The organism is Pseudomonas sp. ME-P-057, from assembly GCF_030208975.1.
Taxonomy (GTDB): domain Bacteria; phylum Pseudomonadota; class Gammaproteobacteria; order Pseudomonadales; family Pseudomonadaceae; genus Aquipseudomonas; species Aquipseudomonas lutea.
Genome location: NZ_JARVSX010000022.1, coordinates 101,680 through 119,715 on the forward strand (window position 1 = coordinate 101,680; position 18,036 = coordinate 119,715).

Genomic DNA, 18,036 nt, shown 5'->3' on the forward strand with positions numbered 1-18,036 from the left:
GTACTTATCTTCATCAGTGGCTGATTTTTCTATCATCAAGATTCAGTCTAGCCACGCTCACTACATCTTTATCCGGGTCGGTTAGCAACCTCTCTAAAATAGCGATTGGCGTTTTTCTATTTGCGGCTATCGCCACCCTGACAACATCACTAACATCTCTAGAAAGCATTTCAAACATTGGCGGCGATAACTTCCTTTTTCTCGCCACAGATTGCCTGATAGTACTGTCATAAGCGCACAATTCTTCAAGTATCTCCAGTGGCACGGTTTTGTTATGCGAAATCCACCGTCTAAAGCTTGGGTGATTTATGATGATCTCGCGCCAAACATCTATCGGAGCCTCTTCCGTGGCAGCTCTGTCATACTCACTTTTCAACTCGCTGGTTCGGAGCGCGATGAATTCTTCAGCAGAACTAATCATTTACTGTCCTTGCATTTTAAAGACCTGAAGTCAATGTTCTTTCCGATGCCACTTTTGTGTTTACTCATGTGATCACCGTATATGTCTGCGTCGGCAACCCACGTACCAATTTTATCGTAAACTTTCCACGCGCTCTCTCCGTGGCCTGTTTTATCTACTGACCACCATTGTTGTTTTTTAGGGTCCAGATAGTATTTCGCATAACCTACCTCAGCGACATTACCCTCACACACCCGATCGTACCGATTGACCTCCCATTTTTTTCGCATCCGCGTTTGCAGTTTTGATTAGCCTTATCAAATTTTTGGTTTGCGCCCTGGTCCTACGGCTGAAGAAGAGGTTTTCCCCTTTGGCTTTGAGAATAAAGGGGTCCGTCCCTTTAGCTCTCATTTTGCATAATTTGCGGTTTAGATCAGCATTTTAACACTCGTCTAAATTCTTATTTTTTCTAGCGTCGTAGTTAGCCCTCGCGGCAGAGGCCACCTCCTCATTTACATCTTGAGAAAGGCTCTCAAGAATAACCATTGGTGTTTTTTTATTCACACTAATAGCGATCCTGATGTTCGAATCAGTATCTTTTGAAAGAGTTTCAAAGAGCGTGAACGAAAGCTTCCTTTTGCACGCCACAAAATATCTTGTGTCAACGTCAAACCGACATAACTCCTCAAGGATTTCTACCGGCACTGTTTTGTTATGCGCGACCCACCGCCTATGGTCTGGGAATCTCTCTATCACCTCACGCCACACGGCAACTGGAGCTTCCTCCATTGCGGATCTGTCGTATTCGGCTTTTACGTCACTGTCTCGCAGAGCTATAAACTCGTCGGCGGAGCTAATCATTTTATATCCTTACACTTTAAAGATTTGAAATTGATACTCTGACCGGTTTTGCTTTTGTGCTTGCTCATGTAGTCACCATATATATCAGCATCGGCGAGCCACGCGCCATCAGGCTTAAACACTTTCCACGCACTTTCCCCATGGCCTGTCAAGTCGGCGGACCACCAAGATTTTGTTTTGTGGTCGTAGTGGTATTTCGCGTAGCCCACCCCAGCGACATTACCCTCACAAACCCGGTCGTAGCGATTGACCTCCCATTTTTTTCCACAGGCGCGTTTACAGTTTTGATTAGGCTTCTCAGACTTAAGTTTTCGCCCTGGTCCGAGGGCTGAACTTGCCAGCCCTAACGGATCGACCCAGCTGATTGAGTTCGGCCCATATTGGTAGATGTTAAGTCCACCTAAATACCCAATCGGATCCTTGCTGATAAACCGGCCAACTCTAGGATCATAGTACCGATGGCGGTTGTAGTGCAGGCCGGTTTCGGGGTCGTGGTATTGGCCCTGGAAGCGGATCGGGTTTTTTAGGCCGACCTTTTGGGCGGATTCCGAACGCTGTTCGTGGGCCTGGCCCCAAGCCTTGTATTCGGCGCTCCACGCGGTGTTGCCGTCTTGGTCGGTGAGTTCCTGTGGCGTGCCGAGGTGATCGCATTGGTACCAGGCGACAACGTCAATGGGTTGCGCCGTGGGTTTGTAGGTCCACAGCGGGTCTTCTTTTCGGTTGTAGCGCCCTTGGTAGGTGGGTTGGCTGATCAGGCGGATGGTGGCGTGGCGGATCGCCTGGGCGACCGGGACGAAAGTGCCGGGCTCGAAGAGGTAATGCACGGTGCGCCGGTTTCGCCGGGGTGTCGGGCCGGGCTGCTTTCCCATGCGAGGGTGTCGCCGTCCCAGCCGTAGAGCGTGAAGCCGCAGCCCAATTCCTGTTCTTTGCGGGCGTGTTCGTTTTGGTTCCAGCCGGTGCCGGCTTCGGGGCGTGGTCGGTAATGGGCTTTGGAGTGTTTGTAGAGGCGTCTTCCTAGCGGGTCGTAGGCGAAGTCGACGGTGAGGCGCGAATCCCGGAAATGCACCAAGCGATCAAAGAGGTCCCACTGCAGGTCGCTGCGGGCGGCGTTGTTCCAGCGCTGGGTCTGGTTGCCGCGTTCGTCATAGTCGTAATGGGTGCCGGCGTATTCGCGCAGCAGGTTGTCCATGAGTTTGTTGCGCGCGGGTTCCGGGTCGAGTGGTCGGCGGATGGGCGTGGTGGTGTTGAGCAGATTGCTTGCCGGGTCGAAGGCGAAGGTTTCCACGCCCAATCGGCTTGTTGCGCTGAGCAGGCGGCTGACCGGGTCGTATTTATAAGTAAGCGCCCCTCGACGACTGTCATTGATGTCGGTGAGCTGGCCGGCGGCGTCGTAGGTGTAGGCGCGTTTTACGAGAACAGTTTTATCGTCTGCGCTGCCCAACAGCTGTTCTTGCAGACGTCCCGCGGGGTCCCATTGCTGCGTTTGCTTGAGCTGGTTGCCTTGATGCCGAGCGACTTCGCGATGCAGGTCATCGCGCTCGTAGCTGAGCAGTTCGTGGTCGTCGAGCTTCATGCCGAGCAGATGGCCGCTACCGTAGGTCAACGAACTCACGCGATGGCCGTCTGGGCGGACGGTATCGACGCGGTTGTTCAGCTCGTCGTATTCGTGCTGCCAAACCGCAACCAGCGGCCTCTCCAGGCTCAGATAATGCTGGTGCTCGCGCACCAGATTGCCGGCCGGATCGTGGAACCATTGCAGGCAACTGGCGGCGTTGGTGGCTCTGATCAGTTGGCCGTTGCCGTCGTAGGAAAATGTTTCGCTTTGCGATTGCTCACCAAGGGTGGCGTGACGCTCGGTGAGGCGGCCCATGGGGTCGAAGCTCAACCCGATGGCGCGCTGGCCGTTGACGGTCTCGGCCAAGCGGCCGGTTTCGGGGTCGTAGCGGTATCGCGTCGATCGGCCGTCAAAACAGCGTTCTTCCAGCAGTCGCCCGACGGGGTCGTACTGAAAATGCGCGCGGCTGTGGTTTTCATTTTCCAGCGCGATCAAACGACCGAGTTTGTCCCAGCGATAGCGCAGGGTCTGTTCGGCGGCGTCGGTGCGTTCGGCGATGAAGCCGGCGGTGGTGTAGCGCCAGGTGGTGCAGCGTTCGAGGCCGTCGGAGTGCGCCAGCAGGCGACCTTCGGCATCGCGGCTAAAACGCTCTTCAGTCTTATCCGGGTGCTTGGTCAGCACCAACTGGCCAAGTTCGTAGGTATATTCGGTTTTGTGTCCGGCGGCGTCGGTGAAGCAGACCATCTGTCCGCGTTCGTCGTACTCCCAACCGCTGGTTTTTCCAGAACAGTCCACATACTTCAGCAATTGCCCGGCGTCGTTGTAGGCCAAGGTCTTTGTGTTGCCGTTGGCGTCCTTGATCGACGTAGGAAGCCCGAACGCGTTGTAGGCGTATTCGGTGGTGTTCTCCAGCGGATCAACCGCCTCGACCAGATTGCCCCTCTCGTCATAGTCGCGCCGCCAGAGCCCGCCTTCGCCGTCACTGATCTTGATCAGCTGACTTTTGTCGTCGTAGGCATAGTTCATCACGCTGTGGTCAGCGCGGGTGTGTTCGGTCAGGTTGCTGAGCTTGTCGTAGCGATAGTGGTCGGTCGTGCCGTCGGTGTGGACGTGGCGAATGATGTTTTTCGCGTCGTCCCGAAAGAACCACTCCGAGCGCCCGTCGGCGTGGCGAATGCGATAGGTGTAGCCGAGGCTGTCGTAGTAGTGCTGGGTCTCGTGGCCGAGAGCATCGGTGACGACGGTTAGGCGGATGTTTTTGTCCCACGAAAGGCGCGTATCGAAGCTGCCGTCGTCGGCCCATTCGCGCACAGCCTTGGCGTCGGGGCCCGTGCCTTGCCATTGCAGGTTCATGCCGCGATGGGTGCGGTCGGTATAACGGGTGATCAGGTGATTTTCGTACTGATATCGCCACGCCGAACCGTTCTCGTCCTGCGCGAGTACCAGATCGCCTTCGGCGTCATATTCGTACGCACACAGCTGCCGTTTCACCTCACCGTCGCGGATTTCCCAAAGGCCCTTCAGGTGGCCGTGATCGTCAGTCTGAGTGCCGAGGCGCAGATGGACCTTGGTCAGATCGTTCTCCGAGTACGTCACCACCTCGGAAAGCACCGCCTGCTCGCCATGCCGGTGCTCGTAATGCAGCATCGCCCCGGCGCCGCTTCGCAAAACGATGTTGATGAGGACAAAACGCTCACCCCGTCGGACATAGGTTTCCCTGCGCTCAAACCCTCGGCACAGCACCAGCGTGTCGTTGCTGACGCGGATCAGCGTGAAATTTTCGATGGCGTTGTAGTGAGCCAGCTTGACCTTGGGCAGGGTGAACTCATGGCTGCGCCCGTCGGCGTCATGGAACACCAAGCCGTCGTCCACGCAGTCAAACCGTGTGGTAAACGGCGTGATCCAGCGTGCGCCGACGACGTCCTGATCGTAAGCATCCAGCGAGGAACAGTAAGTCCGCGTCCACTCAACAGGAAACGGCCCCGGCAGACTGAAATCGGTGTGTGCGACCGATTCCGACCCCATCGCAAAGTTGATGCTGCGAATCGTCGAGTCGCAGGTGCAGTTTTTCGTCGGGTTGGGACGGCCTTTGGCAGGCGTCTCATGCTGGAAGACCCCCAGTCTGCCCTCACCCCCACGACGCTTGGCCTGACTGACCAGCCCCGGTTTGATATTGACTGACTGCCTATGCCCGTTACGCGAGCGCCAACTGGCCACCGCGCCAGCCAGAGTCATCAGCAAGGCGCCAATGGAATGCTCAGCCGCAGGATCCGCCAAGCCGGCGATCTGGCCGCGAAGCTCTGCACCCATGGCCCGCAAAGATGCCGCCTGCCTGAGCACTTCTTCTTTCAGCGTAGTGGGCACCAAATGGTCCACAACGCTATTAACCGCCCCCTTACCAGCAGCGATGTACACGTCAGCGGCCGCCAAAAAAATGTTGCCAATCGCCGCCGCGGGGTCGTAAGCCCACTGATCGCCAGCCGCCTGGACCAACTGCTCCGCTTCCAGCAAATTAGCCTGGGCATCGAGATCGCCGTTGACCAGCGTCTCCAGACCCTGGGCGATCTGGCACAGCATTTCTTCGCCGAGTTTCCCTGCCTCATCCAGAATGCCGCCCAGCCGGGCCTGCGCCTGCTTTACGAAGTCATCCAGCGTGCCGACAATGTCGGCATTCAGATGCCCGATCAGCACTTCGACCAGCCCGTCGCCCAGCACCAGCTTTCCGGCCTGGCGCATCTCCTGACGCACCAGAAACAGCGTCGGCCGCAGGGTCATGCGCGCTGCCGCCATGGTCGGGGGGAACGGCAGCACACCGATCAAATTGATGCCTAGACTGACCCAATCCAGCGGGTCGCGCTGTTCGCTGCTCGACAGCCTGACGATGTCGTTTAGCGCATCCACCAGCGCCATGATGTTGCCAACGACAGGCAGCGCGCCTGCAGCGGTCTTGATCCTGTCCAGCGTCACGACGCCGCCGCTGATCTCCTGCAGCCAGGCGTCGACGTTGGCCGCGCCCAGCCCGACGTCTTCCAGCTGGATCTGATCAAGGGGAACGATGGCGACTTGAGGGGGACGTGTTTCGCCCGTAGCAGGCTGGGGTGCGGGGGTGGCCAAGGATGCTCTCCGTGCTCGAAAACCGATCCGGCAGGCGTGAATGCCTGCCGGGGGGCGACGGAGATATCAAGGGATGTGCCAGAAAGGACTTAACTAAGGTAAATCAATGATTTATGAGCCGAGAACGGTCGTAAATGCAGATTTCAGCCCGGAGCAAGACGTGCTTATGCGCAACAGCCTGCGCACCCCTGCGCAGTGCGTTGCACACCCGCCCGGGAGGCACGTCGGAAGCTCGCCGACCGAGGCCCCACCCTGCTGGCAAGCAGGTAAGCCCCAAACAGCCGCGCAACACATTGCGCAGCGTGGCTAAACGACAGCGACGGCCCTGAGCGAAAGTGATCAATCACTCCGTGGTCGATACCCTTCCCTCCCGCGCTTCAAGAATGCGCGGCAAGTTCTGCTCGATCCACGTCGTCAGGCCGTCCATCTGCAAGGCCACTTCCTCACCCATCGCCGTCAACCGGTACTCAACGTGCGGGGGCACCACCGGCAACGCCTTGCGGTCCACAAAGCCATCTTGCTCAAGACTTTGCAGCGTTTGCGACAGCATCTTTTCGCTCACCCCGCCGATCTTGCGTCGCAGCTCGCTGAAGCGGTGCATGCCGTCAAGCAACACCACCAGCACCAACACGCCCCAACGGCTGCACACGTGGTTGAGGATGTCTCGCGACGGACAGTCCCGGGCCAACACCTGACCTGTGCGGATGCGCTCCAGCAAAGAGATGCTGCCCACGGAGGGAGAAGAAATATCGTTCATGACACTTACCTTTTCGTACGTACTTACGAAAGGTTAGCACGGTGTCTATGCTGGCCGCTCATTCATCCCCTCGGAGTCATCATGATCGTTATCACCGGAGCATCAGGTCAGCTGGGCCGTCTGGTTATCGCCCGTTTGCTGGAGAAAGTGCCTGCGTCGCAGATCATCGCCGCGGTACGCGATCCGAAGAAGGTCGCCGACCTCGCAGCCAAGGGCGTGCAGATCCGTCAGGCCGATTATTCGCAGCCGGCCACACTTGACGGTGCATTCAAGGACGCAGAGAAAGTCCTGCTGATTTCCTCAAGTGAAGTAGGACAGCGCCTCGCTCAGCATCAGGCGGTGATCGATGCAGCAAAACGCCAAGGGGTAAGGCTGCTCGGTTATACGAGCGTCTTGCACGCCAGTGACTCGGCGTTGGGCCTGGCGGAAGAGCACCGGCAGACCGAGGCGGCACTGGGCCGGTCCGGCGTTCCAGCGGTGGTGCTGCGCAACGGCTGGTACCACGAAAACTACACGGCCGGTGTCGCCCACGCACTGGCCAACGGCGCGCATTTCGGCAGCGCTGGCGAGGGTCGAATCAGTTCCGCATCGCGCGCTGACTACGCGGCGGCGGCTGCAGCAGTGTTGACCTCGAATGAAGATCAAGGCGGCAAGGTGTACGAGCTGGCAGGCGACGAGTCCTACACGCTCAGTGATTTTGCCACCGAGATCGCTCGTCAGTCCGGCAAACCGGTCGTCTACACCGATCTCCCGGAAGCGGACTATAAGGCCGCATTGCTGCAGGCCGGACTTCCGGAGTTCGTGGCGCAGCTGCTGGCCGATTCCGACGCGGCCGCTGCCAAGGGCGCTTTGTTTGACGACAGCCGGCGACTGAGTCAACTGATTGGTCGACCCACCACCCCTCTCGCCTCCGCCATTGCCGAAGCACTGGGCCAATAAGCCGGACGAGTTCACAGCTTTTGAAAGCGCTATCAGAGAAAAGCCTCAGTCACGGCGAATGCTAGCCACGGAGCCTTGCTAGTTCTCCAACAAGCGGGGCTTCGTGTTTGAGCCCCGTTGCAAGGATCAAGGCAGCACGCCATCACCCGCACTGAATGATTTGCCCTGTCAACGGTCCGAAGTAATGACAGCGCACCACGCGCTGGCCTAGGAGTTTCGAATGAACAGCAAATCGCTTATTGCCGGTCTGGCGATTCTGGGTTGTGTGTCCGTTGCCAGTTTTACAGCGCAAGCTGCAACCGCGCCGGAACCCACCATCCAGCCGTCGCGAGACAACATGCGTGAGCTTGAGGTTGGCAGTCGTTCGCCACAGGAGTTTCAGCGTCCAGCCGCAGCGCTTAAAGACTGGAAGGCCAAAGGTCTGGAAGAACCGGCCAAAATGAGCCAATGGGTGCGCATCAACGACAAATACGTCGAAGTGCAAACCACCAACGGCCAGATCACCAAAATCGTCCCGATCGAAAAATAGGTCGGGCGAGTGCCCAGCGCGCCGGGTGTAGGCGGCGCGCAACGTGAAAGAAATCCACAAGAATCACCAAAGGACTTCCCATGAACATAAAAACATTGATGACCTGCGCGGCCCTGGCCACCTGCCTGAGCGGCACCAGTCTGGCGGCAATGGCGCAAACGCCGGCGACCAAAAGCGTGCAAGCCGAGCACACCAATCAGCAGTACAAGGTCGGCGACACCACGCACGATCTGTACAAGGACGAACGCGTTGGCATCAAGGACTGGCAGGACAAGGGTCTGAAAGCGCCGCAGGAAGGTGCTCAGTGGGTGCAGATCAGCGACAAATACGCCCTGATCAACATGGAGGACGGCAAGGTGCTCGACATCGCGCCGGTCAAACTCAAGCCGCTCAGCAAGTGACGCACGCGGTGCCCGACGCCCGTCGGGCACCCTTCTCCCAAGCCTCCCCCCACCGCAACTGCTCTTCTCTTATTGATGTGAAAGGTTGCACCCTAACGATTCTGCCCTCTACTCTGCGCCTCTTGTCTATCGTGCTAAGGCCGGGGTTCGATGTCTTCCGTTTTGAATGTGCTGTTGCCGATCTTCGCGCTCATCCTCGTGGGTTACGTGTGTCGCCGCACCCATCGTCTCGGTCCGACCGCCGCCTCCGAGATCAACCGAATGGTCGTGTGGTTGTGTCTGCCGGCACTGCTGTTCACCGCCACAGCCCACGCTACCTGGGAACAAATCTGGCACCCGGGGTTTGTACTGACCTTCACGCTGTCGACGATGGCGATGTTCGTGGTGACCCTGCTGCTGCGGCGCCGAAAGGCCGGGCATTTTGCCGATGCCAGCATTGATGCGCTCAGTGCGTCCTACGCGAATACCGGCTACATCGGCATCCCTTTATGCATCATGGTGTTGGGCCCGGAAGGGCTGGAACCTGCGCTGATTGCGTCGCTGCTGGTGGTCTGCGTGGTGTTTGGCATCGCCCTGGTGTGCATTGAAATCGGCCTGCAGAGCGAAGCGCGAGTCCACCGAATCGTGCTTAAAGTGCTGCTGGCCCTGGCAAAAAACCCGTTGGTGGTGTCGCCGATTCTGGGTGCCTGCTGGGCTGGAACCGGCGTTCCGCTGCCGGGGGCGCTGGACAAATTTCTCAGCCTGCTGGGCGCTGCCACGACGCCCTGTGCGTTGATCTCACTCGGCCTGTTTCTCGCTCATAAACAACAGGGGCCGCGTCAGGGCACCACGTTGCTGGTGCTGATCAAACTGATCGCCCACCCGCTGCTGACGTGGTTTCTCGCTTTCAAGGTGTTCCACCTGCCGCCGCTCTGGGCCAATTCCGCGCTGCTGCTCAGCGCTCTGCCCACCGGCACTGGCCCATTCATGCTGGCTGAATACTACAAGCGTGAGGCGTCCGTGGTGTCGAGCACGATTCTGGTCTCCACGCTCGGCTCGCTGGTGACGCTGTCGCTGTGCATCTACTACATCAACAGTTGAGCCGTGCAATCATCGCAACGAGCACGGCAGACAGCGTCGGGGGAAACTGCGAGAGAAGTCCGGCGTGGACGCAGACCTCTTCCCGGCTGAAGCCGGTCCCACTGACAGCATGCATTCCGTGGGACTGGCTTTAGCCGGGAGAGCGTCGAATGCTACTGCGAGAGAAGTCCGGCGTGCACACCGGCCTCTTCCCGGCTGAAGCCGGTCCCACTGACAGCGCGCAATCCGGTGGGACTGGTTTTAGCCGATGCGCCCTCACGCTCGCGCTGCGGGGCTGGGTGGCGCGATCATCGACGCATCAGAACACGAAGCTGTCGCCCAATTCGCCTTCCATCCATTCCAGAAACCGCCTGACGCGCGGAAAGCTGGAGTGCGCTTTGGGGAACACCAGGTGATGAGCTGCCACCGGCGCACTGAACGCTTGCGGTTGAACCTCGACCAAAGCGCCAGATACAAGGTATTTGTGCGCAAGCAGCGTGCTTTCCAGCGCAAACCCCAATCCGTGGCCAGCGGCCTCAAGGCTCATGTAGGAGCGGTCGAAGCTGAGCGCATAGGGTTTCTCCGGCCGGGCGAGGCCCTGCTGCGCGAACCACTCCGGCCATTTGAGCAGGGTGGCTTCGGACATGATCAACTCGCGGGTCAACAGGTCTTCCGCATGGGCCACCGGGTGACGTGCCAGGAGGGTTGGCGATGCCAGCACCGCGAAGGTTTCATGGCGCACCGTGCGCACTTCATAGCTCGGCCAGTTGGCGTGACCATGGCGAACATCGACGTCGATTTTGTCGCGACTGAAATGCAGTGACTCGTAGGAGCAGGACAAATTTATCTGGATGTCGGGGTGGCTCAGACGAAAGGCTTCCAGTCGGGGCATGAGCCACAACAATCCGAAACTGGGGGATGAATGCAGCCTCAGGCAGTCCAGGCTGACGTCGCTGGCGGCGCGTTCCGTTGCCACTTCCAGGGTATGCAACAGCCCGGAAATGTCCGCCAGGTATTGCCTGCCCACCGGGGTAAGCGTGACGCCGCGTGCCGCCCGCACGAACAGCTGACGGCCGATCATTGCTTCCAGTTTCGCCAGTTGGTGGCTGATGGCCGAGGGCGTCAAGTCCAGCACTTCGGCGGCGCGGGCCAGGTTGCCGAACCGCGCGGTTTGCTCGAAGGCCTGAAGGGCTCTCAACGGTGGCAGGTTCGTCAGGGGGCTGTCGTCAGGTTGCATTGAAGGCTCCGCTGGATTGTTTTTGTGGGCCGACGCCATTCAACCACCTGCCCGGGCTGATGACGAGAGGTGAATTATTTTCATCAACCAGTGACGGTTGCGTTATTGCTCGCGCACCTCGGGCGGAACAATCTGACCCCATCGATCAATGAATCGACCCCATAAAAACAATCAGAGGTCTTTCTCATGCTGCTTCAAGGCAAAGTTGCAATCATCACCGGTGCTGCATCCGAACGCGGTATCGGCCGCGCCACCGCGATCACATTCGCCAAGCACGGCGCCCGCGTGGTCATTCTCGATCTGGACGAAGCCGCTGCGCGTGATGCAGCGTCGGCGCTGGGCGAAGGCCACCTCGGTCTGGCTGCCAACGTGGCCGACGAAGCGCAGGTCAAACGCGCGGTGGCTCAGGTCGTGGAGCACTTCGGCCGTATCGACGTACTGGTCAACAACGCAGGCATCACCCAACCCATCAAAACCCTCGACATTCGCCCCTCTGACTACGACAAGGTCCTGGACGTCAGCCTGCGCGGCACGCTGCTGATGTCCCAGGCGGTGATCCCGACCATGCGCGCGCAGTCCTCGGGCAGCATCGTTTGCATGTCGTCGGTGTCGGCCCAGCGCGGCGGCGGGATTTTCGGCGGGCCGCATTACAGCGCAGCCAAGGCGGGAGTTTTGGGCCTGGGCAAAGCCATGGCCCGGGAATTCGGCGCAGAGCAGATTCGCGTCAATTCCATCGCACCCGGCCTCATACACACCGACATCACCGGCGGGCTGATGCAGGACGATCGCCGCCACGCGATCATCGAGGGTATCCCGCTCGGCCGCCTGGGCGCGGCTCAGGATGTGGCCAACGCCGCGCTGTTTCTGGCCAGCGACCTGTCGTCCTACCTCACCGGTATTACGCTGGATGTCAACGGCGGCATGCTGATCCACTGACAGCATGCGCCGGGTCGGCAGCGGCCCGCTCTGTTCTGTATCGACGATACGCCCGACCCGAGTCGGGCGGTCTATAACAACAAGAGATCAGACACTCATGATTACCACGATGACGCTTGATGCGGTCTCGACCGTGCGTTCTCACGCCTACCGCAAGACCGCGTGGCGGCTGATGCCGTTCCTGATGCTGTGCTACCTGTGCGCATACCTGGACCGGGTCAACGTCGGCTTCGCCAAGCTGCAAATGATGAATGACTTGTCGCTGAGTGAAACGGTCTACGGCCTCGGCGCAGGGATGTTCTTCCTCGGTTATTTCCTTTGCGAAGTCCCCAGCAACCTGATCCTGCACAAAGTCGGCGCGCGGCGCTGGATCGCCCGCATCATGATCTCGTGGGGCATCATCTCCGCCCTTTTCGCCTTCGTCGAAACCGCCTGGCAGTTTTATGCCCTGCGCTTTCTGCTCGGCATCGCCGAAGCGGGCCTGGCGCCGGGGCTGCTGCTCTACCTCACGTACTGGTTCCCCTCCTATCGCCGCGCCAAGATGACCGTGCTCTGGTTCATTGCCATTCCGCTGTCGGGGATGATCGGCGGGCCGCTGTCGGGCTTCATCATGGCGAAGTTTGCCGGCTTCCATGGCTGGGCAGGCTGGCAGTGGATGTTCGTCATCGAGGCCATCCCGACGGTGATAGTGGGCCTGTTCGTGCTGACGTACCTGAAGGACGGCGTGCACCAGGCGACGTGGCTCACCGAGGACGAAAAGGCCCTGGTCAACAAGGAGCTTGCCGAGGACAACAGCCGCAAGGTCACGCACGGTTCGGTGAAGGAGTTTCTGCGGGACCGTCGCCTGTGGCTGCTGGCGTGCATTTATTTCTGCGTGGTGATGGGTCAGTACGCGATCACCTTCTGGCTGCCGACGCTGATCCGCAATGCCGGGGTCTCCGAACCGCTGCACATTGGTCTGCTGACCAGCCTGCCATACCTGTGCGCCATCTTCGCGATGTTGCTGATGGGTCGCAGCGGCGACAAACACCGGGAGCGTCGCTGGCACCTGGTCGGCCCGATGATTGCCGGGGCACTGGGCCTGACCCTAGCCGCCGTGTTCGGCTCCAGCCTGGTCTTTTCCGTGCTCAGCCTGTGCCTTGCGGCCGCTGGCGTGCTGTCCGCGTCTTCCCTGTTCTGGATGTTGCCGACCACGTTGCTGGGCGGTGTCTCCGCAGCGGCGGGCATTGCCGGCATCAACAGCTTCGCCAACCTGGCCGGGTTCTGCTCGCCCTACCTGATCGGCTGGATCACCACCACGACCGGCTCAAGCGCCATCGGCATGTACCTGATCACCGGAGTGCTGTGCATTGGCGCCTGCCTGGTGCTGCGCATCCCTGCCGCTTCCGTCAATCGTTGAGTCAACGGAGTAATCAACATGACTACCCTTTCATCACCTGTCGCGCACGCTTCATTGATGCAGCGCGCGCACAACATTCGTCGTCACGCCCTGCGCATGGGTCAGGTTCAAGGCCAGGGCTACGTCGGCCAGGCTCTGGGCGCTGCGGACCTGCTCGCGGTGTCGTATTTTCACGCGATGAACTACCAGCCCCATGACCCGGAATGGGAGCAGCGTGACCGTTTCTACCTGTCGATCGGGCACTACGCCATTGCGCTGTATGCCGCGTTGATCGAAGCCGAGATCATCCCGCTCGATGAGCTCGACACCTACGGCTCGGATGACAGCCGCCTGCCGATGTCCGGCATGGCGACCTACACGCCCGGGATGGAAATCACCGGAGGCTCGCTGGGCCAGGGCCTGGGCATTGCGGTCGGTGCGTGTCTGGGGCTCAAGCGCAAGCAGTCCGCGTCCTTCGTTTACAACTTGCTGTCAGACGGCGAGCTCAATGAGGGCTCGACGTGGGAGGCGGTGATGTCGGCGTCGCACTGGAAACTCGACAACCTGATCGCCATCGTCGACGTCAATAACCAGCAGGCCGATGGCCGCTCCAGCGAGGTCCTGGCGTTCGAGCCCATCGTCGACCGTTGGCAGGCGTTTGGCTGGTTCACCCAGCGAGTGGACGGCAACGACGTGGAGGCGCTGGTGAAGGCCTTTGACGCGGCGCGCAACCACCCCGCCGCGCAACCGCGGGTGATCATCTGCGACACCAAAATGGGCAAGGGCGTGGCGTTCCTGGAAACCCGCGAGAAGGCTCACTTCATTCGTGTGGACGAACATGAGTGGGACTTGGCGCTGAACAATCTCGATCAAGGTGAAACCGTATGAATGCTTCCACTAACAGCGCGGCGCAGGCCCCGGTCGTGACGAAGAAAAAACTCACCACTTCGGCGATGATTGCCTCGATTGCCTCTGAAGGCCAGGCAACCCGCCCGGCGCCGTTCGGCCATGCCCTGGCGGCGCTTGCAGAGCAGCGTGCCGACATTGTCGGGTTATCGGCTGACCTGTCCAAGTACACCGATCTGCACATCTTCGCCAAAGCCCACCCGGATCGTTTTTATCAGATGGGCATGGCCGAGCAGCTGCTGATGAGCGCGGCTGCCGGCATGGCCCGCGAGGGCTTCACGCCTTTCGCAACGACCTACGCGGTGTTTGCCTCGCGTCGGGCGTATGACTTCATTTGCATGGCCATCGCTGAAGAAAACCTCAACGTCAAAATCGTCTGCGGCTTGCCGGGGCTGACCACAGGCTACGGCCCCAGCCACCAGGCGACGGACGACCTGGCGATCTTCCGTGCCATGCCCAACCTGATGATCGTCGACCCGTGCGACGCGCTGGAAATCGAACAGGCCGTGCCGGCCATCGCGGCGCATCAGGGGCCGGTGTATATGCGCCTGCTGCGTGGCAACGTTCCCTTGGTGCTCGACGAATACGGCTACACCTTCGAGATCGGCAAAGCCAAGACCTTACGCACCGGCAACGACGTGCTGATCATTTCCACCGGCCTGATGACCATGCGCGCACTGGAAGCCGCGAAAGCCCTGCAGGCGGATGGCGTGGACGTCGCCGTGCTGCACGTGCCGACCATCAAGCCGCTGGACGAGCAGACTATTTTGCAGGAAGCGAGAAAGCCCGGGCGACTGGTCATTACGGCGGAAAACCACTCGGTGATTGGCGGACTGGGCGAGGCCGTGGCGACAGTGCTCTTGCGCAACGGCGTCACGCCAACCTTCAGACAGATCGCCCTGCCCGATGCGTTTCTGGATGCCGGCGCGTTGCCGACACTGCATGATCGCTACGGCATCTCAACCCAAGCGGTGTGCGCGCAGGTAAAGGGCTGGCTGTAGGTTGAGCACACCGGCCTCTTCCCGGCTGAAGCCAGTCCCACTGACAGCATGCACGCCTGTGGGACTGGTTTTAGCCGGGAATGCGTAAGCCTGTTGGACTGGCTTTAGCCGGGAATGCGTCGGGTGGCACACCCTAAAACGTGTGGCGTTCATACCGGACCCTTCCCGGCTGAAGCCAGTCCCACTGACAGCGCAGGCCTGTGGGACAGGCTTGGGCCGGGAATTCATGCAGAGGGGGCGTGATTGCCCTCATTGAAAAGGAGCTGCGCGGTGAACATCGATGACTTGCTTGACCCCGCCTATGCATGCTTTCTCGACGAGCCTGCAAGCGAGTGGACACTGGACACGCTTCCGGCCATCAGAGCGCGCATTCACAGTGGCTTCAAACCGTCACAGGCGACTCGGTGTGAACAAACATGGGTTGAAGCCAAAACAGACAGCCCACCCGTTCGCGTAAGCATCTACCGCCCGCAAACAGCTCCCCAGGTAGACAGTCTTCCGGCAATCCTGTACCTGCATGGCGGTGGGTTCGTGTTGGGCCAGCCGGAGATGGCTGACGACTATCTGGACAACCTTGCGCACGAGCATCAGGCCGTGGTTGTCGCGGTGGACTACCGACTGGCGCCGGAGCATCCCTTCCCCGCCCCGCTTGAGGACTGCCACATCGCGCTGGAGTGGCTCTGTCGTGAAGCATCCGCTCAGGGAATAGACCCCGCGCGAATCGTGATCATGGGCCACAGCGCAGGCGGCGGTCTGGCGGCCGCATTGGCGTTATGGGTGCGGGACCGCGGTCAATTTCAGCCGGCGGGCCTGGTGATGATTTACCCGATGCTCGATCACCGAACCGGCACCCCAGCGGCACCAGCGGACAATCCAGCCACCGGCACGCTGAGCTGGTCGCGCCAGGCCAACCGGTTCTGCTGGGACTGCATGACCGGGGAGCACCCGATGGACGATGAACAGGCGTTTCTGCTGTCGCCCGCCCTGGCCACTAACCTGAAGGGCCTGCCACCAACTTTCATCTGCGTGGGCGCGCTGGACCTGTTTCTGGAAGAAGACGTCGCCTTCGCACTGGCGCTGGCAAGAGCAGGCGTGCCGACCGAGCTGCACGTTTACCCCGGCGTACCGCACATGTTCGACCTCTGTCCCGGACGACAAACCGAGCAGTGCGCGCAGGACGTGAACGCAGCGCTGCGAAAATGCACTGAACGCTCACCCCCGGGCTGACTCCAAACCCTGCCCAGGCGCTCGGGGTCTACCCGGTGCGTATCGCGTCGATGGGTTTTGAATCATCTGCCAGATCAAGGAAATCCCTATGACCGATCCACGTAACGTTGCCCACGACAAGAAAGTCCAGCAAGAGAAGAAGAACCACGGCGAAGAAATCGCGCCGAATGCCGAGCACGCGCCGCAGCCAGGCATGAAGCCGGCCCTCAAACATGAAGATGACGAGCAGGACAAGCAGGACGAACAGGCATAACCTGCCGCCCCCTCAGCTACTTCAAGGCCGCAACCACGGCATCGAAGAACGCCATCGGATCGATGGGCTCTTTGTCGACAGGCTTGGGTTGCGCGCCGAAGGTCACGATCACCACATTGTTGGCCGGGTTAACGTAGATATTCTGCCCCTGAATACCCACTGCCGAATAAGCGCCGTCCTTCACTGAAGGAGCCGTCCAGGCGGTCCACCACATGTAGCCGTAATCCAGACTTTTGCCGCCCTTCAGGGTGGTGGGCAACGTTGCCTCTTTGACCCAGCCCTCGGGCAGAATCGAGGTGCCGTTGATCTTGCCGTCGTTCATGAAAAACAGGCCAAACCGCCCGTAGTCGCGCAACGTCGCGCTGATGCCGCTGCCGCCGATCTCCGTGCCGTCCGGGGAATCCAGCCACCAGGTCGCGTCGCTTTCCATGCCGAACGGCTGCCAGATCTTCTGAGACAAATACTCAGCCAGCGGCATCTTCACCGCGCCACGGACGATCTCGCCAAGTACCTGGGTTTCGCCCGTGCTGTAATTGTTCACGCTGCCGGGCTCGGCAGCACGCGGCAGGCTGGCCATCAGCGCCATCGCCGAGTGCGGCTTCTGCGATATCTGTGCCTTGAGCAACGCCCGACGGTCAGACGCCGGATCGGTATAGGTCTCGTTCCATTTCACCCCTGAGGACATCATCAGCACGTCACGCACGCTGACGCCTTCGTAGGCGCTGCCCTTGAGCGCAGGGACATAATCCACCACCTGCGCGTCGAGCCCCTTGATCAAACCGTCCTTTATTGCAGCGGCGGTGAGGGTCGAGGTGATGGACTTGGCCATCGACATCGACATCCAGCGGGTTTTTTCGGTATTGCCGCGCTGGTAGGTCTCGAAGACGATCTTGCCGTCCTTGATCACCAGCATCGCCGTGATGCTGTCCAGCGCCACGAAGTCATACAGGTCGTATTTCTTGCCCTCGACGGTGAAGCGCACGTTGGGCAGTTGCCGGTCCGATTTCGGCAGCGCGTAGGGATGATCACCGGCCTTGATGGTGTGGGTCGGGAACAGCCGGTCGATGTTGCGGTAGGTGCTGACCGCGAGGTCCGGAAGCATCGCGCCGTCGTAGATCTGCTCGACCGTGCCGATGGGTTCCTTGGCGTGGGGGTAATCGTCTGCGTAGACGGTGGGAGCAAGGCCTGCTGCCAGCAGCCCAAAAGACAACGCCAGCGACCGGTGAACGGCGGCGGGACGGGAAAGTACGGGTAAGTGCATGACGTATCCTTTTTTGTCGTCGTTGATGGACGTTGGCCGCTTTGCCGGCAGGCCTTTCGGCTGTATCGCCGGCCAAATCCGATTCCACACAAAGAACGTGCCCGCTTGAACCTTAGACCACTGGCCGGCGTTGCACCGGGCGATCAGTTCATCCACTTCATACCTTGACGTCTGGAAATGCTCACGTATCCAGACGCGCAAAAAAAACCACCGCGCGATGGC

15 protein-coding genes and 1 pseudogene are annotated in these 18,036 nt (G+C 59.9%); 10 read left to right on the forward strand and 6 right to left on the reverse strand.

Annotation, left to right across the window (positions count from 1 at the left end; genetic code table 11):
• Positions 1-13 precede the first annotated feature (13 nt).
• The 4 genes and pseudogenes from QRN48_RS12925 to QRN48_RS12940 form a co-directional block, all read right to left on the reverse strand.
• Positions 14-421 (reverse strand): hypothetical protein, encoded by a 408-nt coding sequence (locus QRN48_RS12925; protein WP_285350985.1) that lies wholly within the window; start codon positions 419-421, stop codon positions 14-16.
• 420 nt (positions 422-841) lie between these two features.
• Positions 842-1,261, reverse strand: coding sequence for a hypothetical protein (locus QRN48_RS12930; RefSeq protein WP_285350986.1), 420 nt, complete (start codon positions 1,259-1,261; stop codon positions 842-844).
• Between the two features lie 335 nt (positions 1,262-1,596).
• Positions 1,597-5,849 (reverse strand): annotated as a pseudogene (locus QRN48_RS12935) (RHS repeat-associated core domain-containing protein); the annotation flags it as partial.
• Between the two features lie 424 nt (positions 5,850-6,273).
• Entirely contained in the window at positions 6,274-6,687 is a 414-nt protein-coding gene (locus QRN48_RS12940; protein WP_285350987.1) for a winged helix-turn-helix transcriptional regulator, read from the reverse strand.
• 81 nt (positions 6,688-6,768) lie between these two features.
• Between QRN48_RS12940 and QRN48_RS12945 the strand changes: the two genes are divergently transcribed.
• The 4 genes from QRN48_RS12945 (at position 6,769) to QRN48_RS12960 (ending at position 9,636) form a co-directional block, all read left to right on the forward strand.
• Entirely contained in the window at positions 6,769-7,626 is an 858-nt protein-coding gene (locus QRN48_RS12945) for an SDR family oxidoreductase (protein ID WP_285350988.1), read from the forward strand.
• A gap of 220 nt (positions 7,627-7,846) precedes the next feature.
• Positions 7,847-8,155, forward strand: coding sequence for an RcnB family protein (locus QRN48_RS12950; protein WP_285350990.1), 309 nt, complete (start codon positions 7,847-7,849; stop codon positions 8,153-8,155).
• A gap of 80 nt (positions 8,156-8,235) precedes the next feature.
• Entirely contained in the window at positions 8,236-8,556 is a 321-nt protein-coding gene (locus QRN48_RS12955) for an RcnB family protein (protein WP_037010448.1), read from the forward strand.
• Positions 8,557-8,706: 150 nt separating this feature from the next.
• Positions 8,707-9,636 carry an AEC family transporter gene (locus tag QRN48_RS12960; protein WP_285350993.1) on the forward strand — a complete coding sequence of 310 codons (930 nt, stop codon included), beginning with the start codon at positions 8,707-8,709 and terminating at the stop codon, positions 9,634-9,636.
• Positions 9,637-9,934: 298 nt separating this feature from the next.
• Here QRN48_RS12960 and QRN48_RS12965 read toward each other — a convergent pair whose 3' ends face one another.
• The gene (locus QRN48_RS12965; protein ID WP_191943362.1) at positions 9,935-10,852 is read right to left on the reverse strand and encodes a LysR substrate-binding domain-containing protein; all 918 of its coding nucleotides are present in this window, start codon (positions 10,850-10,852) and stop codon (positions 9,935-9,937) included.
• A gap of 186 nt (positions 10,853-11,038) precedes the next feature.
• Between QRN48_RS12965 and QRN48_RS12970 the strand changes: the two genes are divergently transcribed.
• The 6 genes from QRN48_RS12970 to QRN48_RS12995 all read left to right on the forward strand — a co-directional run bounded on the left by QRN48_RS12970 (position 11,039) and on the right by QRN48_RS12995 (position 16,553).
• On the forward strand, positions 11,039-11,788 hold the full coding sequence (locus QRN48_RS12970) for an SDR family NAD(P)-dependent oxidoreductase (protein ID WP_191943363.1): 750 nt from the start codon (positions 11,039-11,041) through the stop codon (positions 11,786-11,788).
• A gap of 97 nt (positions 11,789-11,885) precedes the next feature.
• The gene (locus tag QRN48_RS12975; RefSeq protein ID WP_037010455.1) at positions 11,886-13,187 is read left to right on the forward strand and encodes an MFS transporter; all 1,302 of its coding nucleotides are present in this window, start codon (positions 11,886-11,888) and stop codon (positions 13,185-13,187) included.
• Between the two features lie 18 nt (positions 13,188-13,205).
• Positions 13,206-14,054 carry a transketolase gene (locus QRN48_RS12980; protein ID WP_285350995.1) on the forward strand — a complete coding sequence of 283 codons (849 nt, stop codon included), beginning with the start codon at positions 13,206-13,208 and terminating at the stop codon, positions 14,052-14,054.
• Entirely contained in the window at positions 14,051-15,073 is a 1,023-nt protein-coding gene (locus tag QRN48_RS12985; protein ID WP_285350997.1) for a transketolase family protein, read from the forward strand. Before QRN48_RS12980 ends, QRN48_RS12985 begins: the two co-directional genes overlap by 4 nt.
• A 270-nt stretch (positions 15,074-15,343) precedes the next feature.
• Positions 15,344-16,300: an alpha/beta hydrolase gene (locus tag QRN48_RS12990; RefSeq protein WP_285350998.1), complete on the forward strand. Its 957-nt coding sequence runs from the start codon at positions 15,344-15,346 to the stop codon at positions 16,298-16,300.
• 88 nt (positions 16,301-16,388) lie between these two features.
• Positions 16,389-16,553, forward strand: a complete 165-nt coding sequence (locus QRN48_RS12995) for a hypothetical protein (protein ID WP_152597588.1) — start codon at positions 16,389-16,391, stop codon at positions 16,551-16,553.
• A gap of 16 nt (positions 16,554-16,569) precedes the next feature.
• On the opposite strand, the gene QRN48_RS13000 is transcribed toward QRN48_RS12995, so the two are convergent.
• Positions 16,570-17,814, reverse strand: coding sequence for a serine hydrolase domain-containing protein (locus QRN48_RS13000; RefSeq protein ID WP_191943366.1), 1,245 nt, complete (start codon positions 17,812-17,814; stop codon positions 16,570-16,572).
• Between the last annotated feature and the right edge of the window lie 222 nt (positions 17,815-18,036).